General features: G+C 36.7%; 26 protein-coding genes. 19 read left to right on the plus strand and 7 right to left on the minus strand.

The window, feature by feature from the left end; genetic code table 11:
* Positions 1-582, minus strand: a complete 582-nt coding sequence (locus tag V6E76_RS09185) for an LOG family protein (protein WP_247352685.1) — start codon at positions 580-582, stop codon at positions 1-3.
* 24 nt (positions 583-606) lie between these two features.
* Positions 607-1,557, minus strand: coding sequence for a hypothetical protein (locus tag V6E76_RS09190; RefSeq protein WP_247352687.1), 951 nt, complete (start codon positions 1,555-1,557; stop codon positions 607-609).
* A gap of 138 nt (positions 1,558-1,695) precedes the next feature.
* Between V6E76_RS09190 and V6E76_RS09195 the strand changes: the two genes are divergently transcribed.
* Positions 1,696-2,379 carry a hemerythrin domain-containing protein gene (locus V6E76_RS09195; RefSeq protein WP_247352690.1) on the plus strand — a complete coding sequence of 228 codons (684 nt, stop codon included), beginning with the start codon at positions 1,696-1,698 and terminating at the stop codon, positions 2,377-2,379.
* A 675-nt stretch (positions 2,380-3,054) separates the two neighbouring features.
* Here V6E76_RS09195 and pnpS read toward each other — a convergent pair.
* Together pnpS and V6E76_RS09205 are read right to left on the minus strand one after the other, a co-directional pair.
* On the minus strand, positions 3,055-4,845 hold the full coding sequence (pnpS, locus tag V6E76_RS09200; RefSeq protein ID WP_247352692.1) for a two-component system histidine kinase PnpS: 1,791 nt from the start codon (positions 4,843-4,845) through the stop codon (positions 3,055-3,057).
* A complete protein-coding gene (locus V6E76_RS09205; protein WP_247352694.1) occupies positions 4,846-5,538 on the minus strand; it encodes a response regulator transcription factor in 693 nt (230 codons plus the stop codon).
* Between the two features lie 205 nt (positions 5,539-5,743).
* Between V6E76_RS09205 and V6E76_RS09210 the strand changes: the two genes are divergently transcribed.
* Together V6E76_RS09210 and V6E76_RS09215 are read left to right on the plus strand one after the other, a co-directional pair.
* On the plus strand, positions 5,744-6,745 hold the full coding sequence (locus V6E76_RS09210; RefSeq protein WP_247352695.1) for a ThiF family adenylyltransferase: 1,002 nt from the start codon (positions 5,744-5,746) through the stop codon (positions 6,743-6,745).
* Positions 6,746-6,757: 12 nt separating this feature from the next.
* Positions 6,758-7,264 (plus strand): MogA/MoaB family molybdenum cofactor biosynthesis protein, encoded by a 507-nt coding sequence (locus V6E76_RS09215; RefSeq protein ID WP_247352697.1) that lies wholly within the window; start codon positions 6,758-6,760, stop codon positions 7,262-7,264.
* A 37-nt stretch (positions 7,265-7,301) separates the two neighbouring features.
* Here V6E76_RS09215 and moaC read toward each other — a convergent pair whose 3' ends face one another.
* Positions 7,302-7,778: a cyclic pyranopterin monophosphate synthase MoaC gene (gene moaC, locus V6E76_RS09220; RefSeq protein ID WP_166626241.1), complete on the minus strand. Its 477-nt coding sequence runs from the start codon at positions 7,776-7,778 to the stop codon at positions 7,302-7,304.
* Positions 7,779-7,951: 173 nt separating this feature from the next.
* Between moaC and V6E76_RS09225 the strand changes: the two genes are divergently transcribed.
* The 13 genes from V6E76_RS09225 to V6E76_RS09285 all read left to right on the plus strand — a co-directional run bounded on the left by V6E76_RS09225 (position 7,952) and on the right by V6E76_RS09285 (position 19,900).
* On the plus strand, positions 7,952-9,211 hold the full coding sequence (locus V6E76_RS09225) for a molybdopterin molybdotransferase MoeA (protein ID WP_247352699.1): 1,260 nt from the start codon (positions 7,952-7,954) through the stop codon (positions 9,209-9,211).
* Position 9,212: 1 nt separating this feature from the next.
* Complete coding sequence (gene mobB, locus V6E76_RS09230; protein WP_247352700.1) at positions 9,213-9,668, plus strand: molybdopterin-guanine dinucleotide biosynthesis protein B; 456 nt, start codon at positions 9,213-9,215, stop codon at positions 9,666-9,668.
* Positions 9,669-10,112, plus strand: coding sequence for a molybdenum cofactor biosynthesis protein MoaE (locus tag V6E76_RS09235; RefSeq protein WP_499797796.1), 444 nt, complete (start codon positions 9,669-9,671; stop codon positions 10,110-10,112). It abuts the gene before it with no gap.
* Complete coding sequence (locus tag V6E76_RS09240) at positions 10,113-10,346, plus strand: MoaD/ThiS family protein (protein WP_026866916.1); 234 nt, start codon at positions 10,113-10,115, stop codon at positions 10,344-10,346. It abuts the gene before it with no gap.
* A gap of 4 nt (positions 10,347-10,350) precedes the next feature.
* Entirely contained in the window at positions 10,351-10,917 is a 567-nt protein-coding gene (mobA, locus tag V6E76_RS09245; RefSeq protein ID WP_035856326.1) for a molybdenum cofactor guanylyltransferase MobA, read from the plus strand.
* A gap of 11 nt (positions 10,918-10,928) precedes the next feature.
* Positions 10,929-11,954: a GTP 3',8-cyclase MoaA gene (gene moaA / locus V6E76_RS09250; protein ID WP_026866914.1), complete on the plus strand. Its 1,026-nt coding sequence runs from the start codon at positions 10,929-10,931 to the stop codon at positions 11,952-11,954.
* A 53-nt stretch (positions 11,955-12,007) separates the two neighbouring features.
* On the plus strand, positions 12,008-13,570 hold the full coding sequence (locus V6E76_RS09255; protein WP_247352702.1) for an ATP-binding cassette domain-containing protein: 1,563 nt from the start codon (positions 12,008-12,010) through the stop codon (positions 13,568-13,570).
* Positions 13,570-15,111, plus strand: coding sequence for an ATP-binding cassette domain-containing protein (locus tag V6E76_RS09260; RefSeq protein WP_026866912.1), 1,542 nt, complete (start codon positions 13,570-13,572; stop codon positions 15,109-15,111). The genes V6E76_RS09255 and V6E76_RS09260 overlap by 1 nt, the downstream gene beginning before the upstream one ends.
* A 210-nt stretch (positions 15,112-15,321) precedes the next feature.
* Positions 15,322-16,668 (plus strand): hemolysin family protein, encoded by a 1,347-nt coding sequence (locus V6E76_RS09265; RefSeq protein WP_026866911.1) that lies wholly within the window; start codon positions 15,322-15,324, stop codon positions 16,666-16,668.
* Positions 16,669-16,710: 42 nt separating this feature from the next.
* Positions 16,711-16,992 carry a hypothetical protein gene (locus V6E76_RS09270; RefSeq protein ID WP_247352704.1) on the plus strand — a complete coding sequence of 94 codons (282 nt, stop codon included), beginning with the start codon at positions 16,711-16,713 and terminating at the stop codon, positions 16,990-16,992.
* A gap of 45 nt (positions 16,993-17,037) precedes the next feature.
* Entirely contained in the window at positions 17,038-17,355 is a 318-nt protein-coding gene (locus V6E76_RS09275; RefSeq protein WP_247352706.1) for a hypothetical protein, read from the plus strand.
* Positions 17,339-18,724 carry a dihydropyrimidinase gene (gene hydA, locus V6E76_RS09280; RefSeq protein ID WP_247352708.1) on the plus strand — a complete coding sequence of 462 codons (1,386 nt, stop codon included), beginning with the start codon at positions 17,339-17,341 and terminating at the stop codon, positions 18,722-18,724. The genes V6E76_RS09275 and hydA overlap by 17 nt, the downstream gene beginning before the upstream one ends.
* 60 nt (positions 18,725-18,784) lie before the next feature.
* Positions 18,785-19,900: a hypothetical protein gene (locus V6E76_RS09285; protein WP_247352710.1), complete on the plus strand. Its 1,116-nt coding sequence runs from the start codon at positions 18,785-18,787 to the stop codon at positions 19,898-19,900.
* Between the two features lie 151 nt (positions 19,901-20,051).
* Here V6E76_RS09285 and V6E76_RS09290 read toward each other — a convergent pair whose 3' ends face one another.
* Entirely contained in the window at positions 20,052-22,544 is a 2,493-nt protein-coding gene (locus V6E76_RS09290; RefSeq protein WP_499797797.1) for a hypothetical protein, read from the minus strand.
* Between the two features lie 203 nt (positions 22,545-22,747).
* On the opposite strand from V6E76_RS09290, the gene V6E76_RS09295 reads away from it, so the two are divergent.
* Both V6E76_RS09295 and V6E76_RS09300 read left to right on the plus strand, forming a co-directional pair.
* The gene (locus V6E76_RS09295; protein ID WP_499797798.1) at positions 22,748-23,188 is read left to right on the plus strand and encodes an ASCH domain-containing protein; all 441 of its coding nucleotides are present in this window, start codon (positions 22,748-22,750) and stop codon (positions 23,186-23,188) included.
* Positions 23,189-23,213: 25 nt separating this feature from the next.
* Positions 23,214-24,155: a nucleoside hydrolase gene (locus V6E76_RS09300; RefSeq protein ID WP_247352730.1), complete on the plus strand. Its 942-nt coding sequence runs from the start codon at positions 23,214-23,216 to the stop codon at positions 24,153-24,155.
* A gap of 41 nt (positions 24,156-24,196) precedes the next feature.
* On the opposite strand, the gene V6E76_RS09305 is transcribed toward V6E76_RS09300, so the two are convergent.
* Complete coding sequence (locus V6E76_RS09305; protein ID WP_166626258.1) at positions 24,197-24,715, minus strand: GNAT family N-acetyltransferase; 519 nt, start codon at positions 24,713-24,715, stop codon at positions 24,197-24,199.
* A gap of 295 nt (positions 24,716-25,010) precedes the next feature.
* Between V6E76_RS09305 and V6E76_RS09310 the strand changes: the two genes are divergently transcribed.
* A complete protein-coding gene (locus tag V6E76_RS09310; protein ID WP_247352717.1) occupies positions 25,011-26,624 on the plus strand; it encodes a gamma-glutamyltransferase family protein in 1,614 nt (537 codons plus the stop codon).
* Positions 26,625-26,682 lie beyond the last annotated feature (58 nt).

A 26,682-nucleotide genomic window follows, 5' to 3' on the forward strand; every position in this document is an offset into this window, starting at 1 on the left:
TTATTTTAAATCCTTATAATTTCTAATCGCTACAGGAGTATAATTTCTAAATCCTTCAACTATATCTGTTAAGTTATCACTGACAAATAACATGTCTAAATATCTTTCCTCGAGGAAACCTTGATTTATAGCGTTGTAAATGACTTCCCTTAAAGGATCGAAGTAGCCATCAATATTTAAAATGCCAATCGGCTTTTCGTGCAGTCCGAGTTGTCCCCAAGTGAATACCTCGAAGAATTCTTCAAGTGTACCTGCACCACCAGGCATCATGATAATGGCATCGCCTAAAGATTCTAATTCTAGTTTTCTTTCGTGCATGTTTTGCACCACGCGCATATCAGAAACACCAGTATGAGCAATTTCACGGTCAATTAAAAATTGTGGCATCACACCGATGACGTTACCATCACCACTTAAAGCACCATTAGCAACAGCGCCCATGAGCCCAGTCGCGCCGCCACCGTAGATAATGGTAAGATCATTTTTTGCTGCATCTTCACCGAGTTTATAGGCTGCCGCTTCAAATTTTGGATTATTACCAGATCTTGCGCCGCAAAATACAGTAATCTTGTTAATGTCCATATGCATAACTCCTAGTTGTTTCCCTTATTTATTGAACATGAGCGATTCGTAATTTTTGATGGATTGGTCTTTAACATAAGGCGTGCCATCAGTTATTTTTCTTTGTCTCTTGTTTGAATGCTCAAAATTCATACGACGGTGTTTGTTAAATAGACTATTATCCTGTTTTAATTCTTCTTTTTCTGCTTTCTTTTCACTAATATATTTATCTCTAGCAGCACTACGTGGGTCTAAAATGTTTTTATGTTTTTGACGTAGTGGAATATCTTTCTCATTATCTTCATTGTTCTTTCTAGTAAACTCTGTATTTAATACTTTCTCTTCATTTAATTCTTGGATGTTTGTCATGTCGTCACTCGTTTCTATAGTTTGTAGTTCATTCATTTTATAAGGTACAATATCATTTCTTTGATTTTCATCCTCTATGTCTTCGAACATATAAGACTCACCATAATCTGGTTCTTGATTATCAGGGTGAGTTAACTTTTCTGCATTTACTTCAGGTGACTGTGAGTTATCTACAGTGACATCTTCAGACACAGTCATACCGTCAACCTTTTCGTCGTCGGTTTTATCCTGTTGAGATTGAAAAATCTTAGGTACGAAAGACGACTGATCATTACTCTTTTGATTCAATCTTTTCTCTCTATGATTTGCTTTTTCTTTCTCGAATTTTTTCCCTAAAGATTCTTCTTTAGCCTGACTCTTCATATAGCCTTTTTGTTCCTTGTTATAGCTTCTTGAATCAAGTCTGTCAGACACCTTTTCTGAAATATTGCTCGCAGTATCCTTAGTCGTATGATAAACATTTGTAGCTGTTTCTTTACTAGAATCTTTCACTCTAGTATAAACTGAGTTCGATACCGCACCTAATTTCTTCATATCAGGATGTTCTTTAATTTTTTTACGTTCATTAATTAGTGGGACTACAATTAAAGGAACGATTGTAGCCAAAGCTTTAATATTTTTATTCACTGGATTGACCTCCATCTAAATAGCTGTTTCAAGATTAATTATACATTACCCACCGAAAAGGTGAATTAAACGAACTCATAGGTTTAAATTAAGATTAATAAAGGTATGAATATAAAGAATAGATGAGGAGGATTCAGCATGTCAAATATTAATGAAACAATGAAACTTAAAGATATTTGTTTTAAAGTTCCTGCAGCAGGAACTATATTCAGAGAACTCAATATTGACTTTGTCACCGAAGGGGATCGGACTTTAAAAGAAGCACATGAAGAAGGACAGTTTGACTTAGAAAATATTCTATATGAATTAAACAACTTAAAAAACCAACCTAAAGAAGGTATAGACGTATCATTTATGGATCAAGTGAGCATCATTAAATATATCGAGCGTAAATATTACGATGACCTACTTGATGAATTACCAGTCTTAAATGACTATGTTGAAAAACTAGGAAAGAAATATAAGAAAAATCATCCTGAGTATGAAAAAGTCAGTGAACTATTCTATAATATTTACCGAGAAATGATTGTGCATATCGAACTTGAGAAATCAGACGTTTATCCACTGCTTAAAACTTATTATGAAGATGACAGTAAAGTAGCATTTGAGGCGCTGAAGCCACATATCACAAGACTAATTGATGCACATAAGAATATCGTCAATTGGTTCGAGCAGATTAATAAGCTGACGAATGGTTACACACCAATAGACGCCAATGAACCGCTCAATGTCTTTGTTTTAAGAAAGCTTGAAGAAAACGAAGAAAATATTATGATGTTGTTACACTTAGAAAACAATCTTCTATTCACACCATTTAGATAGAATCTTTTTCGCCCGTCAGTTGGATACTTTCCAGCTGGCGGGTTTTTTATCTATTAAAACGGGTTCGTTGAGAAGGTCTCCGCTTCGAAACAAAAACGAAGCTGAGATACCTGCCTAGCTCCGCTTCGAAACAAAAACGAAGCTGAGATACCTGCCTAGCTCCGCTTCGAAATAAAAACGAAGCTGACGAACTGGCTTAGCGCCGCTTCGAACCAAAAACGAAGCTGACGAACTGGCTTAGCTCCGCTTCGAAACAAAAACGAAGCTGAGATACCTGCTTAGCTCCGCTTCGAAACAAAAACGAAGCTGATGTACCTGCTTAGCTCCGCTTCGAAACAAAAACGAAGCTGATGTATTGGCTTAGCTCCGCTTCGAAACAAAAACGAAGCTGATGTACTGATCTAGATCCGCTTCGAAACAAAAACGAAGCTGAGATACCTGCCTAGCTCCGCCTCGAAATAAAAACGAAGCTGAGATACTGGTCGAGCTCCGCTTCGAAATAAAAACGAAGCTGAGATACCTGCCTAGCTCCGCCTCGAAATAAAAACGAAGCTGACGAACTGGCTTAGCTCCGCTTCGAACCAAAAACGAAGCGAACCTACCGACCGAGCTCCGCTTCGAACACACAAAAAGACACGTGACTTAACTACACTAAGTCACGTGTCTACATATATACTAATCTTTAAAGTCACCGTCATGGGTCTTCGGTAAACGGACGGAGAAGGTTGAACCGACGCCTTCTTCACTATTAACGTAGATTTCACCTTCATGGGACTCGACCAAGTGCTTAACGATTGCAAGTCCTAAACCTGTGCCGCCTGAGTTTCTACTTCGTGCCTTATCGACTCGGTAGAATCTCTCGAAAAGTCGGTCAAGGCTTTCTGGAGGAATACCCATACCAGTATCTCTAATATTAATCATTATATCTGTCGTTCGTTCTTCAAGATCGATGTAGATATGACCTTCATCGGAAGTATAGGTTACTGCGTTTGCAACGAGATTCAAGATAATTTGACTCAACCTATCTTTGTCTGCTTCAATTTCCACACTTTGTGTTTCATCTGGTAGATGAATGGAAATATGCTTATCCTTAGCAAGTTTTAACACAGTTTTACCTGTCTCACTAATAATTTTATTGACGTCGACTGTTTCGATCTGCAATGGCATTGCTTGCTTTTCAATCTTAGAAAGATTCAACAGATCAGTAATCAAGCGATTTAAGCGTTCACTTTCATCATATATAATCTTTAAGAATTGTTGGGCAGTATCGGGATCAGGAACGTCACCACTAATCAATGTTTCGGCAAAGCCTTTAACTGAAGTTATCGGTGTTTTTAGCTCATGGGAAACGTTAGCAACGAAGTCACTGCGCATTTTCTCAAGTTTTCGAATTGCTGTAATATCATGCAGAACGACTATCGCCCCACGTTGTAGCCAACCCTGTGTGTAATACGGTGCAATGTGCACATCTAGTATGCTCTCTTCAGGGAAATAGATGTGTGCTTCATCATGCTGTTTAATATTATCATCAATCGTTGTCTCGACTAAGTTATCGACGCCTAACGGTCCAAGTACGAATTTATAATCTCGTCCCTTGATTTTAGAACTATGTTTCGATAAAAACCGTTCTGTCGCTTGGTTGGTCAATTCAACGATGCCTTTGTCATTAATTAAAATAACACCGGATACTAAGTTCGATAGTATACTATTTAATTGCTTTTCACTCTCTTCGATTTCGTTCACATGAGACTGTAAACTCTGTGCCAGAATATTGATGGATTCATTAAGATCACCAATCTCACCCTTATATCTTGAGTGAATTCGAGCGCTGTAGTCTTGGTTTTTCAGTCTTTTTGTCAAGTTGATAACATCATTGATTGGATTGGTAATATTATAGGAAAGTAGGGCTGCTGAAATTATGGAAATTAAAAGTATAACGACTAATACAGCACCAAGCGTTTTCCAAATTGTGCCAATCGCATTATCAATTGAAGTCGTGAATATAGAAGTTCTCACAGCCCCAATTAACTCGTCACCAGAATATACAGGGATGGCAACATACATCATTTGAGCTTCTCTAGTATCGCTGAGACGAGTCGATGTACCTAGTTCTTGATTATCCACAAGAACTGCTTGAATTTCTGGTCGATTCAAGTGATTATCCATATCTTCGATTCGGGACTCTGAATCCGCTAGGACCTCACCATCAAGATTAATAACGGTATATCTTAGCTCAATCTCTTCATTTAATTGATTCATCCATAAATCTAATTGTTCTGTATCTTTGTCTAAACCACCGAGCTCAATAACTTCAGAGACCATTTGAGCGTTTTCAATCAAATGGTCTTCTGTCATGTCTGTATATGTATTTTTTATAATTGAGCTGATAAAAAACCACAGTACTAATATGAAGGCAATAGATAAGATGAAATAAGAACCTGTGATTTTTAGCCACAGTCGCTGCATTTAGTCTTGACCGTCCATCTTGTAACCAAAGCCACGAATCGTTCTGATATACATAGGTTGTTTAGTATCAGCTTCGATTTTCTCTCTTAAATGGCTAATATGTACATCGACGATACGCGTATCGCCATCATAATGGAAATCCCAAACACCATTTAATAACTGATCTCGACTCAATACTTTACCTCGGTGGTTTGCCAAGTAGAGTAAGAGTTCAAACTCTTTAGGTGTCAATACAAGTTGTTCACCTTTAAAGAGCACCATATACTTCTCTGGGTGGATTTCAATATCACCAATCTTAATGACTTCCTCTTTGACTTCTGAGGTGATGACACTTGTACGTCGTAAAATTGCTTTTACGCGTGCGACAACCTCTCTTGGACTAAATGGTTTCGTCATATAATCATCTGCACCAAGTTCTAAGCCCAAGATCTTATCGAATTCATCATCTTTAGCAGTAAGCATCAGTATAGGGGTATTGATTTTTTCTTGTCTGAGGGTCTTACAGACGTCCATTCCATCCATGCCGGGTAGCATTAAATCCAGGACTATCATAGTTAAATCTTCAGTCGTCGCAATCTCTAATGCATCATTACCATTTTCTGCGGTCAGTACTTCAAAACCACTTTGCTCTAAGTTGAATTTTAATAGGGTGAGAATTGAAGGTTCATCATCGACAACAAGCAACTTCTTCATTTTGTGGCCCTCCGTCTAATAATTAATATTTTAACAACTATATTTTAGCATAATTCATATATTTAATCGGTATTTTTACATGTTCTTAACAATAGGGCGGATTCCTTATGGACACAAATCAATAAAATGATTTCACCATATCGATATGATAAAATTAATTGTAAAGTATTTACTTTAAATTAATGAAATTAATGAGTGAAAATAAATGGACAATAGATATTCTAGACAGTTGTTATATCACAATATTGGTAAGGATGGCCAAGACCTCATTTCAGCGAAAACTGCTGTGATTGTTGGCTTAGGTGCTCTCGGGTCTTTATCATCTGAAATGCTTGTTCGCGGCGGTATAGGGAAGTTGATTTTAATTGACCGAGACTACGTTGAGATGAGTAATCTACAGCGGCAAACACTATATACTGAAGCGGATGCTAAAGAGAAAATCCCAAAGGCGATTGCAGCAAAACTAAAGCTCGAACACATTAATAGTGATGTCACCATAGAGACGCATGTAGCCCACTGTGACGCAGCTTTACTGGATAGTTTAGCAAGTGAGGCTGACATTATTTTAGACGGAACAGACAACTTTGATACGCGGTTAATGATGAATGACGTCGCTTTTAAAAAAGGTATACCTTGGGTATATGCAGCATGTATAGAAGCTTCGTACTCGAGTGCAGCTTTCATTCCAGGTGAGACGCCGTGCTTTAGATGTTTGACACCAGTTTTACCGTCGACAACATTAACTTGTGATACGGCTGGAATCATCGCACCGGCTGTTCATATGGCGGTTAGCCTTCAAGTCACAACAGCACTCAAGATTTTAACTGAACAATATACGAAACCCTTCCACCTTCATATCGGTAATGTTTGGGACAATGATTATATGAAGGCTGACATCAGTAACATGACAGAAACGACTTGTCCGACCTGTCAGTTAAAAACCTTTCCTGAATTTAATAAAGAAACACATCACGCGTTGAAGTTCTGTGGTAGGGATATGATTCAAGTGATCGACCAACGTTTAACAGACGATGTTGTTAAACAGACCTTAAATCAAGCGAATATTAACTATAAAGAAACACCATATTTTATTGAATTTTCTTATTCAGATTCACGGATTGTCAGTTTTTCAAACGGCAGATTACTCATGCACAATGTATTGAATTTAAATAAGGCGAGAACTATCGTCAATCAATTATTTGGTTAGGGGAGATTTCTTTTGAGTATAATAGAAAGAATTGATAGAGACATCAAAGTAGCAGTTCTGACTGTTAGTGATACTAGAGACAAGTCGACAGATAAGGGTGGAAAACTCATTATCGATTACTTAACTGAGCTGAATGCGATTGTTGATGAAGAAAATTATGAGATAGTAAAAGATGAAGCGAGTGATATTCAAGATGCAGTGACAAATCACTTAAATACAGGTGTCGATGTGGTGATTACCACTGGTGGGACTGGCATTGCTACAAGAGACGTAACCATCGAGGCAGTTAGACCATTATTCGATAAGGAAATCGAAGGCTTTGGAGAATTGTTTAGAATGTTATCTTACACCGAAGACATTGGCTCAAGAAGCCTGTTATCTAGGGCTGCTGCAGGCACGCATGGTAATCAATTAATCATTTCTCTACCTGGTTCAAGCGGTGCAGTCAAGCTCGCCATGGAGAAATTGATTATACCGGAACTCAATCACTTGGTTTTTGAAGTGACTAAAGACAATTAAAAATGCAGAACCTATGTGAGTTCTGCATAGATTTTAGTTAGGCTTTATAATCACCAGATTTACCACCAGATTTTTCTAGTAGCTTCGTTTCTTTGATAATCATGCCTTTATCGATTGCTTTACACATATCGTATACAGTGAGTGCAGCGGCACTTGAAGCAGTGAGTGCTTCCATCTCAACACCCGTTTTACCGGTCGTTTTGACAGTAGCTTGAATGATGAGCGTAAAGGGTGTTTTATCGTCCCATGTAAATGAAATATCGATGCCATTTAGAGAAAGTGGATGGCACATCGGGATGATTTGATGTGTATTTTTCGCAGCCATGATGCCAGCGACCTGGGCAACACCGAGTACATCACCTTTTTTTACAGTGCCCTCTGTGATCGCAGTGTAAATTGATTCAGGCACAGCCATCAATGTTTGTGCCAGAGCGACACGTTTCGTTTCTGATTTATTTGAGATGTCGACCATTTGGGCACGGCCTTCATCATTAAAATGAGTAAATTCGGACATGAGAGTACCTCCTGTTTATTTGTCGTTTTAGGTTGATTATCACAAAGTCGAAAAAACAACGAATGCCATCCAAAGGATAAACAGTTGCAACGACCACAACCAACTAACAATCATCATAAATTATAACAAATTATAAGATAAACACTAAATATCATAATTATGGAGTGGATATAATGACTTTAAATCGAACACCAATACATGTGAATGATGCAGTCGGAAAAGTAATGGAAAAAGTAGTGCCTTCAAGTACAGAAACAATCGCATATGATCAAGCGAATGGAAGGGTATTGGCTGAGGATTTAACGGCAACTTCTGATGTGCCCTTGTTTAATAAGTCAGCAATGGACGGTTTTGCAGTGCACAGTAGCCATACTCAAGGTGCATCGGGCGATAACCGAATTGCTTTTAAGGTTGTTGAAGAAGTACCTGCAGGATCTACAAGTGATTATGAATTGAAAGAAAATGAAGCTTTTCGCATTATGACTGGCGCCGAAATTCCGAAATCGGCAGATACGGTTGTCATGTTTGAGCAAACTAAGGAGACTGAGGATGGTTTTACCATCCGTCGTGAATTTAAGCCAGATGAAAACATTGCACTTCAAGGTGAAGAATGTAAGGTTGGCGATGTGATTGTAGAAAAAGGAACCACTATAAATCCAGGTGCTATCGCAACATTTGCAACTTTTGGCTACACTGAAGTTGAAGTTTACAAACAGCCGGTTGTGGGTGTGTTATCGACGGGGACAGAGTTATTAGATGTCGGTGATGAACTTGAACGCGGTAAGATTAGAAACTCTAATACGCCAATGATCTTAGCACAGTTAGATCGAATGGGTATTAAAGGTAAGCATTATAAATTACAGACGGATGATTTTGATGTCTTATATGAGCGAATTGAAAATATGTTAAATGAAGTGGATGCAGTCATTACGACAGGCGGTGTGTCTGTTGGGGATTATGACTTACTACCTAAAATTTACGAAAAACTCGGCGCAGAGGTGCTCTTTAATAAGGTTGCGATGAGACCAGGTAGTGTGACCACAGTAAGCGTTCTGGATGGTAAATTCCTCTTCGGTTTAAGCGGGAATCCATCCGCTTGTTATTCTGGTTTTGAACTCTTTGTTCGACCGAGCTTAAATTTAATTCAAGGTGCATCTAAGCCATTCGCACCCATAGTGGATGCAATCTTAGATGAAGATTTCACTAAGGCAAATCCATTTTCACGCTTCATAAGAGCGGAACTGTTCTTTGAGGAAGGGAAGATTAAAGCGAGACCTTCAGGCTTTAACAAATCAAATGCAGTCACTTCAATTGCGAGAAGTAATGGTGTGATTGTCTTACCGGGTGGTAGTCGTGGATTTACGACAGGTGACGCGGTGAAGGTCATGCTGACAGATGTTACAACAGGTACAGATAGCTTTGGTGTAGAATAACATGAAAATCTTACAGGTTGTCGGCTATAAAAATACTGGTAAAACAACACTGATCACGGATCTAGTACACCTTATTAAAGCCAATGGTAAGACTGTTGCTGTCATTAAGAATCATCATATAGAAGAAAAAATCGATGATTCTACTGATACTGGTAAATTTTTTGAAGCGGGATCTGACTTTACGGTGCTAACGACACCGGGTCATGCTATGCTTTTAGAAAACCGACAGGTGACCTTAACAAGGCTCTTAGAAAGATTTCAAAACGAGGCTGTCGATTTTGTTCTAGTCGAGGGGTTTAAACAAGAAAACTATTCAAAAATATTACTGACATACGCCTTTGATGATGGTGAGACGGATATTAATCAAATTGGTCTTAGGAACGTATTAAACTATTTTGATATGCGTTATGATAAAAAATGCGCGCTAGAATGGTTTAAGGAATGGGGCAATCTATAAATGAAAATGTTTGAAGTCGTCAATGACAAACTGGATATAAATAAGTATCACCAAATGACTGTCAATGAACATCAAGGTGCAGTCTGTACCTTTACAGGTCATGTTAGAGAGTGGACAAAAGGGACACGGACTGTGCATTTAGAGTATGAAGCATATATACCAATGGCTGAAAAAATGCTCGCACAAATCGGTGATGAAATTGAAGCACGTTGGCCAGGTGTCATTACAGCCATTGGACATCGTATCGGTAAGCTAGAGATATCAGATATTGCTGTTGTTATTGTGACAAGTTCACCGCACCGAACAGATAGTTATCGTGCGAATGAATACGCTGTGGAGAGACTTAAAGAAACCGTCCCAATATGGAAAAAAGAAATATGGGAAGACGGGGAACAGTGGATAGGCGATTCCCGAAAATATCACCCGAGTGTGGAGGAGAAATAAATGGAAGTTAAGGTATTTGCAAGTATTAAAGAAAAAATTGGTAGTGACACAATCGACTTATTTGTCGGTGATAGCATTACTGCAGGTGAGCTAAAAAGTCATATCTTTGTTGACTATCCAGAGCTCGATGGTGAAGTGTTTCAAGTGGCTAAGAACGAAGCTTTCGTGAAGGATGATGAAGTGCTAACTTCAGAAGATACAATCGCATTAATTCCACCAGTAAGTGGAGGGTGATTACATGATTGGTGTCGTCTTAGCTGGGGGTAAATCGACTCGCTTCGGTGAAGATAAATCACTCTATGAGTTAAATGGCAAACCAATGTATGAACATGTCATTGAAAAGATGAAAAATGTTCAAGCAATTGACGAGATTGTTATTAACACAAATGATAAACTAGAGAATAGATTTAAAGATTATAAGGTGATTGTTGATGACCCAGACTACAAGGATATGGGTCCACTCAGTGGACTATATAGAGTGGCGAAAGCCTATCCTAATGAAGCACTTTTGATTATTTCATGTGATACACCGTATGTTGATGTGAGATGGTTGAATATTCTTGTAGAAGAAGCATTAAAGACAGGTCAAACGACAATAACAGCTGACGATGATCGGCAACATCCGCTCATTGGTGTTTACCAAGGTGAAGGTCTGGTAGACATGCTTAAGCGACAGCTGGAAACAGAGAGATTAAGCTTGAGAGCGTTTTTTGAGAACATCGATGTGAATGTTATAAATATCGATGACTATAATCTCGATAATACGACGCTTGTTAATATCAATCGTAAGACTGATATTAAATAAGGAGGAGTTACATGGCGCAAACTGTTACAGATAAATTTGGCCGCCCAATTCGTGACTTACGTATTTCGGTGACGGACAAATGTAACTTCAGATGCCGTTATTGTATGCCGAAAGAAATCTTCGGTGACGATTTTGAATTCATGAAGCGTGAGCAATTGCTATCGTTTGATGAGATTGAGAGGCTCGCTCGCATCTATGCAGGTTTAGGTGTGAAGAAGCTCCGCTTAACAGGAGGAGAACCACTTTTAAGAAAGGATCTCTACCAGTTAATCGAACGTCTTAACGCAATTGATGGCATTGAAGATATTGGTTTAACAACCAACGGCTTATTGCTTAAAAAGCATGGTAAAAACTTATATGATGCTGGTTTACGCCGTATCAACATCAGCTTAGATGCGATGGATGATGAATTGTTCGGTAAAATCAATGACCGTGGTATTGGTACATCAAGAATTTTAGAGCAAATTGAGTATGCAGTTGAGCTCGGTTTCCAAATGAAGATCAATATGGTGGTCCAAAAAGGTCTAAATGAACAAGAAATTTTACCAATGGCACGTTATTTCAAAAACCTACCTGTTACCCTGCGTTTTATCGAGTTTATGGACGTTGGTAACGACAATGGTTGGAATTTTGATAAGGTTGTCAGCAAGAAAGAGATACTCGATACGCTTGAAACAGAATTTGACTTAGAACCGTTGGAACCGTCATATTACGGAGAGGTTGCTAAGGTGTACAAACACACGGATACAGAAGATTCATATCTCGGTTTCATTACGTCTGTTTCTGAGAGTTTCTGTTCAACTTGTACACGTGCGAGACTGTCGTCAGATGGTAAATTCTACGGCTGCTTATTTGCAGTAGATGGTTTTGATATTAAGAATCTGATGCGGGATGGCATCAGCGACGAAGAGTTAACGGATGTGCTTATAGGCGTTTGGAACAAGCGTGATGACCGTTACTCTGAAATCAGAACTGAAATCACAGAAGAAAACCGCCAGAAACGTAAGAAGATTAATATGTCATATATTGGTGGATAATTATAAAAAACGTGAAGGGGATACTTCACGTTTTTTTGTTTACAGGAGAGATTATGAAGATAAATCTAGATAAAAAATATGTCTTATTATACGTTGTAATTGCCACAGTTAGTGTGTGTTTTTATATCGCTTTTGGACATTACCTGTCACTAATCCTTGAAGCAATTGTTATGGGTGAGACAATCAATTTTACTCAGAGTTTGATATATATTGCAGTATTTTTCATTCTCTTTATTATCACCGACAAGTTATATAAGTTGTATACGACTATGAAAGGTAATCAGCGTATTGAATCCATTGCGAATTCGCTCATTTCAAAAATTGATGTCAAATCAAGACGAGACTCAGAGACGATGATCAACTCCATAATGGTGCATTTAGAGAGTTATCGTTCTTATGAAACAGTCTTTGTTCCAACCATATTAAAGACGACTGTTAAAGTTGTTTTAATTATTGGTGCTTTATTTTTCATCGATGCATATTCAGTTTTGATACTCTTATTTACTGCACCGTTTATCCCCCTCTATTATGTCTTAGTTGGACTTCAGACTAGAGATGAATCGATGAGACAGGCGACACGCTTTGATAACATCGGTACACTATTCTTAAATTTAATCAGAGGTAAGGATACTGTTAAAAATACGCAGTCAGAACAAAGTGTTACAAAGCGTCTGGAGTCAGATAATGAGGGATTCGTCAAAGAAACAATGCATATATTAAAGTATGCCTTTCAGTCGACGATGATGCTCGAGTTCATTACCATCCTCGGTATTGGTCTCGTCGCACTTGAAGTTGCACTTCGAATTATTATCTTCCAAAGTATTGATTTTTACACAGCGTTCTTCGTCTTACTTCTTGCCCCAGAATTCTACAATGCCTTAAAGGTGTTAGGTACAGAATTTCATAATGGGAAACTGGCCATGGGCAGTTATGACCGTGTCTTAAGTGTGTTAAATCAAGAAAGCATCAATACTCATTATCGTCAAACGACAGCAGGTTATGCAGTACTGGCAGAACAAGTTCAATTAAACCATGGAGATAAAACAGTCCTAGACCCAACAGATTTCGCTTTTAATAAGACGGGACTCACTGCAATTACTGGTGAATCTGGGACAGGGAAGTCGACCTTACTTCGGTCAATTTTAGGTCTACATGAACCGAGTCAAGGTAAACTATCAGTTTACACAGAAGACATTGGTTATGTGTCCGATCAAGTATATTTTTCTGATACGACAATCTATGACTATATAGCTAAGGGACAAGCAAGTGAAGAAAAAGTGTTAGAAATTCTAGAGAAACTGAGACTAAGTGACAGTATTGATAACTTAGAATCAGGTATTCATACACCGATAGTGAATCATAATATTCCATTGTCCGGAGGGGAAATTGTTCGTTTGAAAATGGCAAGAGTGCTCATCGATCCTCCTGCTATTATCGTTATGGATGAGCCGACGGAATTTTTAGATGCAACGACGGAGCAGCTTGTTATGGATCACTTGAATCAACTCAAAAAACAACATGCCATCATCGCAGTAATACACCGCCGTCAGCTTTTAAAAATTGCAGATGAACATTATGTTATGGGCGAAAGAAGTTTGAAGCGAGGTGAGAGATGATGATGTTTTTAAAAGGTGAAAAGATCCATGTCTTTTACAGTATTGTCTTAGGTGTTATCGGTGGCTTGGTCGGTACAGCGATCTTTGGTCTGAGTGGTTACATGATTGCATTGTCATTCTTTGAGCCACCGTTCTTTTTAATTATCTTAATTATTGCAGTGATTAAAATGTTTGGTCTGACAAAAGGAACGACCAAGTACCTAGAACGCTTACTCAGTCACGATGCGACTTTTAAGATGATTGGTCGTTTAAGAGCGGCATATTTTAAGCGTTCTGTAGAAAGCAATCAGGACACTCACAGTGTGCGCTATATTCAAAAATTAACGACTTACTTCAACGAGATAGAAGATTACTATGTCAGAATCATCTACCCGTACATTGTTGCGGTATTTATTGCTTTGATCCTAACGGTCCTGTCGCTGATTGTGGACCCAATACTTCTTATGATAATCTTAGGTGTTTCTTTCTTGCTCTTAGTCATCATGCCGCTGATTATCAGCAGGATTTCAAGAGTATCAAATGATCGCCGATTAGATAGTGAAGACCGTTTATTTAGTAGACTCTATCATTATATTTTTGATTATGTGAATTTATATACTGTAAATGAAACTGAACAAACCAAAGATAATCTAAGAGCCACATATAAGGAAATCACTGCTAATGAGAACAAGGAGAGTCAAGTTGATGTGGTTATTGAAGTAATGAGTTTACTCATTCAATTAGCTGCAATTATAGGCGTTATTCTGTTATTTAAAGATGAATCGCCATTATTAGTACCGATGATTATTCTCGTACTTATGTCGTTCTTTGAACTGATTATACCTGTCATTAAACCTGCTTCTAAATATGGGGCTGTTAAAGATAGAGTCAATGCGGTGACGACAGAACAAGTAAATATTGAAAGAGAAAGGTCAGATGATCTAAGTCTAAGCCAGCTGACCTTTAGATATCCCGAGACAAAGCGAGATGTCCTAAAGGATATTTCACTTGAAATTAATGAGGGAGAGCAACATGTCATTATTGGTTCAAGTGGTTCGGGGAAAACGACCTTACTCAATCAGCTAATTAAGAAATCTTCGGCGGGCGTGATGCCTCAACACCTCGATTTTTATAACGCCACAGTGGAAGAAAACCTAACAATGTTTGGGGCCTTAGATAAGATTAATGCCATCGAACAACTAAGGGAATATGAACTGAACCATTTTGCACTTAATGAATATATTACTTCAAATGAATATCTATCATTGGGTGAGAAGAAACGGATGCATTTGATTCGGCTGATACTAGAAGACAAAAGTACGTGGATTTTAGATGAACCGACGGCGAGTTTAAACACACGACTTAGAGATAAGGTTTGGAAAACGATATTTAATAAAGACACTTTAATTGTCGCAACGCATGATTTGAGTCATTTGGAATCATTTGATTTTGTTCATTATCTAGAAAATGGAAAGATTATTGAATCAGGTTCGGTGGATACGGTCCTAAGTCATTCTGGTCCAACTAGAGAAGCTTATGATAGATATAAAGATTCTCTATAAATAGCATAGATATATTTCTGTGAAAGCCGATTTTTAATGTGATATAATATGATTAATTTAACTAATTTGGTGGAGGTGACGGTTCTTGGGAAGGTGTATATGAAAAGAATTGCAAAAAATAATATGTTGACAGCTGAATTTGAATTTCATAAACTTACGACCCTAACGGTCACAAATTATCGGAGGTGAACCCCAAACTAGGGGAACTGATTGGATATATCCACAATAGGAAATTTACTTTTATTTATTATATTAATTTTACTTACAATGCTATTTGTAGGTTCAGAATTCGCATTTGTTAAAGCCCGATTATCGAGAATACATGCACTAGTTGAACAAGGAAATAAGAAGGCAATGCGTGTCGAGAAAATGATCAACAATCTTGACTATTACTTATCTGCCTGTCAGTTAGGTATTACAGTGACAGCCCTTGGTCTAGGTTGGATTGGTGAATCGACTTTTGAAGTTATTTTACATCCACTATTCCATTTAATCGGCATTCCTGATTCAATTTCAACAGTGGCTACAGTGGCTGCTGCCTTCATCATCGTGACATTTATTCACGTGGTAGTGGGAGAGTTAGCACCAAAGACTGTTGCAATCCAGTACGCTGAGAAGATGGCCTTATCACTAAGTGGCCCACTATACTTCTTTGGTGTCGTTCTAAAACCATTTATTTGGACGATGAACGGTGCAGCCAGAGGCATAGTACGTATTGTCGGTATTAAAGAAATGCCAACAGAACAAGCACACTCTGAAGAGGAACTTAAAGTTATTATGACGGAAAGTTATCAGAGTGGTGAAATTAACCAGACAGAGCTTGCTTATATGCAAAATATTTTCTCTTTTGATGAGCGAACTGCTAAAGATGTCATGGTACCACGTACTCAAATGATTACTTTAGAAGAACCTGTTACTGTGGATCAAGTCATTGAAACAATTAAAGAACACAACTTTACAAGATATCCCGTTACTGAAAGTAATGGAGATAAAGATAACATCATTGGATTCATTAATGTTAGAGAATACTTAACGAACCATGTGTCAGATGAAAATGTATCTTCTGAGGACTACATTCATGAACTACCTGTCATTACTGAATCATCACGTATTTCTGATGCCTTAGTTAAGATGCAAAGAGAAAGTGTCCATATTGCCTTAGTCATCGACGAGTATGGTGGTACTGCTGGTATGATTACAATGGAAGATATCTTAGAAGAAATCGTCGGAGAAATCAGAGATGAATTCGATGAAGATGAGGAACTTGATATTGTTAAAGTAGACGATAATATCTATCATATTAGTGGACGCGTCTTGCTTGATGATTTAGAAGATGACTTCAATATTGTCTTTGATGAAAGTGAAGATATCGATACCATCGGTGGTTGGCTACAAAGTAAAGACACTGACATCACAGAAGATGATTATATCGATACTGAGTTTGACCGCTGGCAAGTGCTTGAAGTGGAGAACCATTCCATTAAACAAGTGGCTTACTTAAAAGATTACAATAAGACATCTTCAGAAATTGATGAAGAAAATGAAGAGAATAACTAAGCAATAGACCGGAACCATTGGTTCCGGTCTATTTATGTTAAAATGAAGATACTTTATAAAGGTGGTGCAGGTATGGACATTGTCGGTTTAGTAGCAGTTATACTTACGTTAACAATACCGATTTACGCAATCTATAGGGGCTATAATCAGAGTGATGAAAAGTTAGAAATAAAGAAGATGAAAGAACAAAGAAAGCTTGAAGAAATTAAACAAGAAAATTACTTGCTTGAAAATGAATCCATGCGTATTGAATTAGATAGAATTAAAAAAGAAATGCTAGAAAACAAGAAGCACTTGATAATAAGGACAATAAGCGTTGGTTAATTGAAGAGACGAAGGAAGAGATTGAACGATAGACGGAGGGTTAAGATGGGATTTTTTGAATTTATATTTTTTACTGCGCTAGTGCTTACAGTAGGTGGGGTGAGTATTCCTTTATATGCCATGAGAAGAGGCTATAATCAGAGTGATGTAAAACTAAGAATTAAAGAAATCGAAGCACAGAAAAAGTTAGAAGCAATCAGACAAGAGAATTTTATTTTAGAAAATAAGTCTATGGAAATAGAGCTTGAAAAATTAAAAAAAGAGCGTAAAGAGAGAGAAACAAAAGCGCTTGAAGATAAGAAAAACAAGCGTTGGTTGATTGAAGAAACTAGGGGTGAAGAAAAATATGAAGACATTAATTAAAGATGGCATGATCGTTACATCAGAGCATGAATTTAAAGGAGATATCTTAATCGAAGGTACAAAAATTGAGGCAATCGGACGAGATTTAAGAGTAGAAGCGGATGAGGTCATCAATGCAGAAGGGATGTATGTCCTACCAGGTGGTGTGGATCAGCATGCCCATTTTTCTTTTGAATTTATGGGAGAAAGAACAAAAGGCTTTGAGACGACTAATTCAGCGATTATCGGTGGGACAACAACGGTTATAGAATTTGTTAACCAAGAACAAGGTAAGGGACTTGTTGAAACAGTCGAAGACTATAACAAAGAATGGGTTGAAGGGATCTCTATGGTGGACTATAGCTTCCACCCTGTCATTACAAACCCGACAGAAGAAACCTTTAAAGACATTAAAAATTTACCTGAAGCGGGCTATCCATCTGTAAAACTATTTATGGCTTATAAAGGGCAGTTTTTCCATTCAGATGATGAAGCAGTGACTAATGCCTTACTTGAGGCAAAAGATGCTGGTGTCACTGTAATGGTCCATGCAGAAAATGCAGACTTGATTGAACTGATGCAGAAAAAAGCGATCGCTGAAGGGAATACAGACCCGTATTATCATGCCTTAACAAGACCGCCGATAGTTGAAACAGAAGCAACAGAACGTGCCATCAACCTAGCAAGATTTGCAGAAGCACCTATTTATATTGTCCATGTAACGACAAAAGGTGCAGTAGACGCCATTAAAAAAGCCAAAGAAGAAGGCTTACCAGTATTCGGTGAAACGTGTACACAGTATTTACTTCTTGATAAGGAATATCTTCAAAAAGATAACTTCGAAGGAGCGAACTATGTATGCTCACCAGCACTTAGAGATAAGAATGACCAAGAATACCTATGGAAGTCACTTAAAGATGGCTGGCTGAACGCTGTGAGTTCAGACCACTGCAGCTTCACAACAGAACAGAAGAAGATGGGACTCGATGACTTTAGAAAAATCCCGAATGGCTCACCAGGTCTAGAAAATAGACTGCCGATGCTGTGGACTTATGGTGTTGAAACAGGCAAAATCACACGACCAGAACTCGTTGAATACTATGCAGCATCCCCTGCTAGAAATAATGGGATCGACCATAAAAAGGGCTATCTTGCACCAGGTTATGATGCAGATATTGTGATCTATAACCCTCATGTTAAGAAAAAAGTAAAACTAGAAGATAGTTTAAATGGTGTAGACTTCACTATTTATGAAGGATTTGACCAAGTCGGAGAATGTGATGCAGTCTTTTTACGAGGCACACAAGTTGTTAAAGATGCGAAGTACATCGGAGAACAAGGTCAGGGACACTTTGTAAAAGGAAAACCATTCGGTACAGCATTTAGATAAGGATTAAAATAATACCTTTCGGGGTATTATTTTTTTATAGAAAAATATGAGGTGAAGCGCTTGAAGAAGCTATGGTGGTCACAAATTATTGTGTTGATCTTTGTACTTTCAGCATGCAGTAATTCAGAAGAAAATGAAGAAACAAGTAATGATAGTACAGAAGAAACAGAGACTGAAGAAAGTATAGAATCAACAGACGATGAGACAGAAGATAATGAACCAACTGAGGAAGATTCAACAACTGAAAAACAAGCAGATGATACAGAAGGTGAAAACGAAGAAAGTACAGACACTACGTCAGAAGATCCAAAAGACGACCTGTATTTTGACTTAAACTCTCCTGAAGTACAAGCTCAGTTCTTTAGTACAACTGAAGGTAATGAAGATGGAACTTTTAAGCAAGACTTAATCACCAATGGTATGACACAGACTGAAGTAGAAGAAAAATACGGGACATATGAATTTACATTTCCTACAGGTGGCGGAAGCCCAGCAATCTACGGAAACCTTGGTGTAATGTATAGCGAACGTGCACCGTATGGTACAGGTGAGGATGATAGTTCTAATCCTAGTATCAATCCAGATGAAAACTATGTAGAGTATGTTTGGTACTATGCTCGAGTTACTGGAGATGAGTTGACTCAGATTCTAGGTGAGCCTGATATTTATGAAGAAGAAGAGTCAATAAATGGCTTACCGTTTTATGTTTACCAAGGTCAGGGTGAAGATGGAAGATATTATAGTACTGGAGCAAGTACCTATAACTCACCAGATGGGGAAATGGTCGGACTTGTAAAAAGAGAAATTTTTGATGAATTACCAGGTGAAGATAATGCGATGATTGAAGCGGATGAAGTAGAAGCTATATCAGTTATTGAAGAAACCTATCCGCCATTACTTGCGGATTACTATAATAATGAAACTGAAAATGTGACGAGATATGTGACAGGAGATGCCTTAGAGAAAATACAAGCAAATAGAGAATCAGGAGATTTTGCAGATCATCAGAGTATCAGTATGGAAATAACGAATGTAGAACAACTTTCAGATACAGACTATCAAATCATTGCTAACAGAACATATGCTCATGCAAGTTCAAATGGTGAACAAACAGAAGAAGTAACTTATACATTGACTCAAGATGGAAATACCTTTGTAATTACTAATTTTGAGTAAGATAAAAGAAACCCCAAAATCATAGGAGATTTTGGGGTTTCATTAGTTTTTCGGAGGATATTTTGATATATTCTTCCTAATATATTTTACCGTTTAATATAATTATAGACAGAGATATGCCTAATATATTTGTACCTGAGTTATTGAAATTTTATTCATCAAACTTTTGTACCTCTAATTGTTCACTTAATCCAAGAACTTCATTCTCAAATTCTCCAAAAAGAACTTTAAATTCTTCAAAAGCTTGTTGATGAGAGATAGCTTTTAATTTTTTAACTTGTTGCCAGCTAGCATCCCAGGTATTAATATGAAATTCAGGATAGTCAAAATTAAAATTTTCTCTTAGAGGAAACGTTTCACGTATAATATTTGTTGCCTTTACAATTAGCTTTTTAGCGGATTCCAAAAGTAGATGTTTGTTTTCAGTGAGATAATCATAGATAAGAGAATCACCACCAAAACTATATGAATCATGGAATGCTTCACTATTACATTTACCTGCTAGATCACGAATTTCTTTGTTACTCATAAAAAACCATTCATTACGTTTACTAAATTTTTTACCATCAATCTCTATGTTTCTATAGCTTATTACATTATTAGAATTAGAGAATATGGAATAAACTACACAATTAGCACAGTACTCTTTATACAATGGGTCATTTTCATTAGGAGCACTGAATTCATTTTTTTGATTAATCCAGTTTGGTTTATATAGTTTTCTAGATGTAAAAGTTACAGATGCCTCCTCAAAGTTCGAATGAGTGACATATATTTTTTTTAGGTTTCTAGTTACAGGAGATTGCATAAAATATACGCCTTTTGTGGTAGCTTCTATATTATTTGTATCATTAATTAGTACACATATAGAATCAGAATAAGTATCTACCAATTGCTCTTTATATTTAAAAGCCGAAGTAAAGTTAGGAATTAATTCTGTTTTATCGGTATTTATAGAGTTCTTTTTTGAGCTTATCCATTCTTGTAAAGATGAATCGTTATCTAAATTCCATAAAGTTTTATTACCAATTTCAATAACGTTACCAGTCTCATCTCTATCTAATATGGTTAATTGAAAATCTGTTTGTATTTTATTATGTTGTGATTTTTTGGACTTCCATATAGTAAAAGATATTGCCCATGTATCCTTTACATCAGCGAAATGACTTGCTCTAAACATGCTTCCTTTAACAAATTCAAAATGTTTAAGGAAAATTTTTCTAAACTTTTTATACTTAGTACCTGTTAAGAATAGAGTAGGTGAGAATATTCCTATGTAAATGTTCTCACTATCTGTTTGTAATTTAATTTGTATAATTCTAAACAAGAATTGAGCATATAATTGTTCAGATACTTTTAGTTTTTCTTCTCTCATTAATTCAGCAATAACGGACTTTGCCAGATCGAGTTTACTTTCCGTAGTCTGACTATTTGCATTCCCACCTGTAGCATAAGGGGGATTTATATAAAAAAGAATTTTTTCATTAGGGTTTTCTAAATTATCTCTTAAAGATTGTGGCATTTTTGGCGATGTTATACGATGAATTTCATCAACGTCATCGTTTAAAAAATCATATTGAAACTTTGTGCTCCCTTGATTATAAACATTTCCCATATCTAAATCTGATTTGTTAATGGTAGATACGAATAAATTTTTGAAATTCTGATCTCTAGTTAAATTTCCTGTTCCCCATGCAGAATCCCAAACAGTGAATTCTCTTTTCCACATAGCACCTAAGCATTCATCAAGCAATTTTTGACTATAGTCAACAAATGCTGTAGGAGTATAATATTCTCCCTTCTTTCTTCGATTAGTTTCTTCAATCAATCTATCTGAAATCTCGGTGAATTTTCTTTCCTCTTCTGGTGTATAGGATCTCAGAAAGTGACTGATGAAAGATCGATAAGTATTTCTATCTACATTTATCTCTTCGTTATTACTTAGCAGTAATGAAGAAGTTTTTCTTTTATAAACTAAATCTTGATCCTTCATCATTTCTATAAAACTGTATACTAATGAATTTGTATCATACTTTTTATAATCTTTAACTACATTGACGATAAAATATTCATAAATCTTAGAAATGTTATTTTCGGTAATACGTATTTGTCTATTATTTTCGGCAATAATATCTCTTATTTTATTAAATAAATCATCTAAGTTAAATTTTTCATTTATATCGAATACGAATGGGTAGAAAGGAGACTCAATTAGTTTTTTTAGTAAAACTGGATTATTATTACCGGCTTCTGAAGGAGGGAGTGACCAATCAATATTTTCATTTAAAAAATCTATTACATTATTACTATGTAATACGAAAGCTTCATTCTTATCTGCAACCAAAATAACATTAGGTAAAATTTTACCATCTTCCTCAAATTTTTTAATATAGTATAACACTTGAATTATTACCTTCATCATTTCAGTTCTAAATTTAATGTTTTTATCATCTTTAAATTCCATAATAAGAAATAATTGTTTGCTAATTTCATTAAACTTTAGTTTTGTTTGTAATAATCCATCTGACCCATATGGAGATGATATAGGTTCATTATAATAATTTGAAATATACTTACGATAAGTATTTTCTACGTCTTTTTCATTAACTGATGTTTGTAATTCTCTATAAAAATTTTCAAACATTTTGACACCCACAATCGAAATATATTTTGTATAATAACTATTATACATTATTACTCAAATACATTTTCAATATGTTATATTATAAAATAGTATTTTTCATAGAAATAATCGCTCACAACACTTTGAAAATAAATGATATAGAATAAATAATTACAGGAACTCTATACAATTAACTTAATAAAAAGTAAGGAGCTTGATTGAGATTGAAAGTAGCTAAGTATTGGAACGAATTTATAAATGATTATCCAGATTATAAAAATAAATCTTATGGAGCTTTTCAATTTGGAACTGATCCAAACACACTGGTTCAGCTTGTGGTTGATGGAACAAAATCCTTAACGTGTAGTAGTTTAATAGAATATAATTTAGAGCAAGAACCATTACCTGAAGTGGGTGATGTGAGTATTGTTCTTGATGAATCTGATGAACCAAAGTGTATTATTGAGAATACGAAAGTATACACTATGAAGTTTTCCGATGTAGACGAAGAAATTGCTTATAAAGAAGGTGAAGGTGACCGAACGTTATCTTACTGGAGAAAGGCTCACCTTGAATTTTTTGAATGGTTATACAAGGAAATAGGGTATGAATTTAATGAAGATGAAGAGATTGTAGTTGAAGAGTTTAAGTTGATTCATGTATAAAATATTATCTTATGTGGGGGATTGTATGAACAAAGTAATCATTGATACTGATACTGCTGGGGATGACACGATTGCAATTTTGACTGCACTTCATAATTTTGATGTGCTTGGTATTACAATCACGGGTGGTAACGTAGATTTCAACCAACAGATTGACAATGCTTTATATACCACTGAAGTAGCAGGTTTTGATAATATTCCTGTTTACCCTGGATATGAAGGTCCGATTTTTGGGAATGAAAATCAGCACACCACTGTTGAGGATGTGCATGGATCGGATGGTATGGGCGATTCGTTTTTCCCTAAACCGAAAGGGTCTGCGGAAAACTCTCATGCTATAGATTTTATTATAAAGACAGTTAATGAAAATCCAGGGGAGGTTACATTACTGGCCATTGCACCATTGACTAATATCGCTATGGCGATCAAGAAAGATCCAAGTATTGTTAGCAAGGTGAGGCATTTATATATTATGGGCGGCACTAATAACAAGCTCGGTAATATTGTGCCTGCTGCGGAATACAATTTTTATGTCGATCCTGAAGCGGCTAAATTAGTATTACAATCGGGTATGGGCATGACTATGGTCGGTTGGGATATGTGTACGGATTATTCATTAATGTTCGATAAAGAACACAAGGAGATTGAAAGTCTAGGTACAAAAGGGTCTAAGTTTTTTAGTGATGTGAATAGAGTAGTGAAGAGGTTCAATAAGGAAGTACATAAGTTAGAGGGTACAACCCATCCGGATACCTTGTTAGTTGCCATAGCCGCTGACGAAAGAATTATGAGTGAGTCTAAGAAATACTTTGTAGATGTCGAAACTAAAGGTGAGTTAACTAGGGGTTATAGCTTAGTTGATATCAATGGAAGACTAGGTAAAGAGCCTAATGTTAGAGTGTGTGAAAAGGTAGATAGAGAATTATTTAAAAACCATCTGTATGATGTGTTAAAGAATATAAAATAGAAATAGCCATATGACTCTAAATTAGGTCATATGGCTATTATTTATCTCTCTGCTTTCAACACAGCAAAAATATAACTATCCGTCCATTCGCCTTTATTCCAAAAATCTTTTATGAAATGCGCTTCTTTCCTCATACTGATTCTTTGACACAACTTCGCTGAAGCGGTATTCCTTGCATCACAATTCGCTGTGACCCTGTGTAGGTTTTTATCGGCAAAAAGAAAGTCTAAAAGTGCTTTTGCGGCTTCTGTCGCATAGCCTTGACCTGAATAATTTTTGTTAAAGGAGAATCCTATCTCAGCAGTGTCTTTCATTTCCGTTTTCCAAGCGGATAGGATACCGATCACTTTATTATCTAAAACCACGGCTAGATTCAATCCGTCTTTTGAATCAAAGTCGTTTTTACTCAACTCTTCTTTAAAAGCTGACACTTTGTTGTTAGCATTCCATGGTTCATGTAATAAGTACTGACACGTCTTTTCATCACTATATATTTCATAAACATCTTCTAAGTCACGTTCAATCAAAACTCTAAGTTCAAGTCTATTGGTATTTATCATAAAAACACTCCATTTTCTTTTATTATTTAAAATTAGACATACTGAGCCAATTCTTAAATTTTTAAAAGAAAACACCAATAGAGAGGCCGTAACCGAATGCTAGAAATCTTACATAATTCTTTTTCATTTTAATTACGCCTCCTTCTTATACTCAATCTTTTTCTCATCATAACGACTTTGAAAGTGTTATCTATCATTTCAATTGTATCACTAAAATATTATCTAAAAATTGTGACATCATAAAGGCTATGATAATCTTTATATAACTAAGTGAACATAACAAAGGGGAAAAGACATGATAAAATTCGACACACTTTTTAATCCATATCATTCACAACGTAATCCTGTGGTCAGTAAAAAGGGGATGGTGGCAACTTCACAGCCATTGGCTGCACAGGCGGGTCTTTCGATCATGCAACAGGGTGGCAATGCGATTGATGCAGCGATTGCGACAGCTGCGGCTTTAACTGTTGTAGAACCAACAACCAATGGTATTGGTGGGGATGCTTTTGCCTTAGTCTGGGTGAACAATGAGTTACATGGTTTGAATGGTTCTGGTAAATCACCAGCATCTATTTCAATCGATAAGGTAAAGGCACAAGGTTACGATGAGATTCCAAAATACGGCTTTACGCCAGTTACAGTTCCAGGCCAACCAGGAGCTTGGGCTGAATTATCGAGACGTTTTGGGAAATTGCCTTTTAAAGATTTACTTCAACCTGCCATTCAATATGCTGAAGAAGGCTATCCAATTTCACCAGTACTGGCAAGATTTTGGGAGAAGGCTGCAGTTCGATTTAAGGAAGCTTTTGATGGAGATGAATTTAATCATTGGTTTAACACCTTTGCACCAGATGGCGTGGCGCCTAAAGTCGGTGAGATATGGAAGTCCGAAGACATGGCGAACTCTTTAAGAGAACTCGCAGATACGGAATGTGAATCGTTTTATAGGGGAAATATTGCAGATAAGATAGATGCCTATTCTAAACAATACAATGGCTATATTAGAAAAGAAGATTTGGAACAATATAAACCAGAGTGGGTTGATCCAATTTCTGTGAACTATAGAGGCTATGATATATGGGAAATCCCTCCAAATACACAAGGTATCATCGCTTTATCAGCCTTAAATATTTTAAAGAACTTAGATATTGAAGGTAAAGAATCAGTGGATACATATCACAAACAAATAGAGGCTATGAAACTCGCTTTTGCTGATGGTAAAAAGTATGTGGCGGATATCGATCATATGACAGTAAGCAGTAAAGCACTAATTGATGCGGCCTATGGTAAAACAAGAAGTGAGGAAATCACTGACAAGGCAAAACAACCAGAAGCGGGTGAACCAAAAGCAAGTGGTACGGTGTATTTATGTACAGCGGATGAAGAGGGGAATATGGTGTCACTGATTCAAAGTAATTATATGGGATTTGGCTCAGGGCTAGTCGTACCTGGAACAGGAATTGGACTACAAAATAGAGCCTGTGATTTTAGTTTAGATCCAGATTCACCCAATGCACTTGGACCCAATAAACGCTCCTATCACACAATTATTCCTGGCTTCATCACTAAAGAAAAAGATGCCATCGGTCCCTTTGGGGTCATGGGTGGTTTCATGCAACCCCAAGGCCATGTTCAAGTCGTTATGAATACGATTGATTTTAAGCTAAATCCGCAAACCACTCTTGATGCTCCCCGTTGGCAGTGGGTGAAAGACAAGACGATTTGGGTAGAGAAAAACTTTCCACATCATGTCGCTGAAGAACTGGTCAAGAGAGGCCATGATATAGAAATCAAACTCGATTCAGCAGGCTTTGGACGTGGCCAAATTATATGGCGAGATCCAGAGACAGGTATTTTATACGGTGGGACTGAAAATCGAACAGATGGGCATATTGCGGCGTATTGAGTAGAATTGAAAAACTGACACTTAGAATAAAACTCAAGTGTCAGTTTTTGATTAAATT

Origin of the sequence: Jeotgalicoccus huakuii (assembly GCF_036665975.1) — a bacterium.
Classification (GTDB): domain Bacteria; phylum Bacillota; class Bacilli; order Staphylococcales; family Salinicoccaceae; genus Jeotgalicoccus; species Jeotgalicoccus marinus.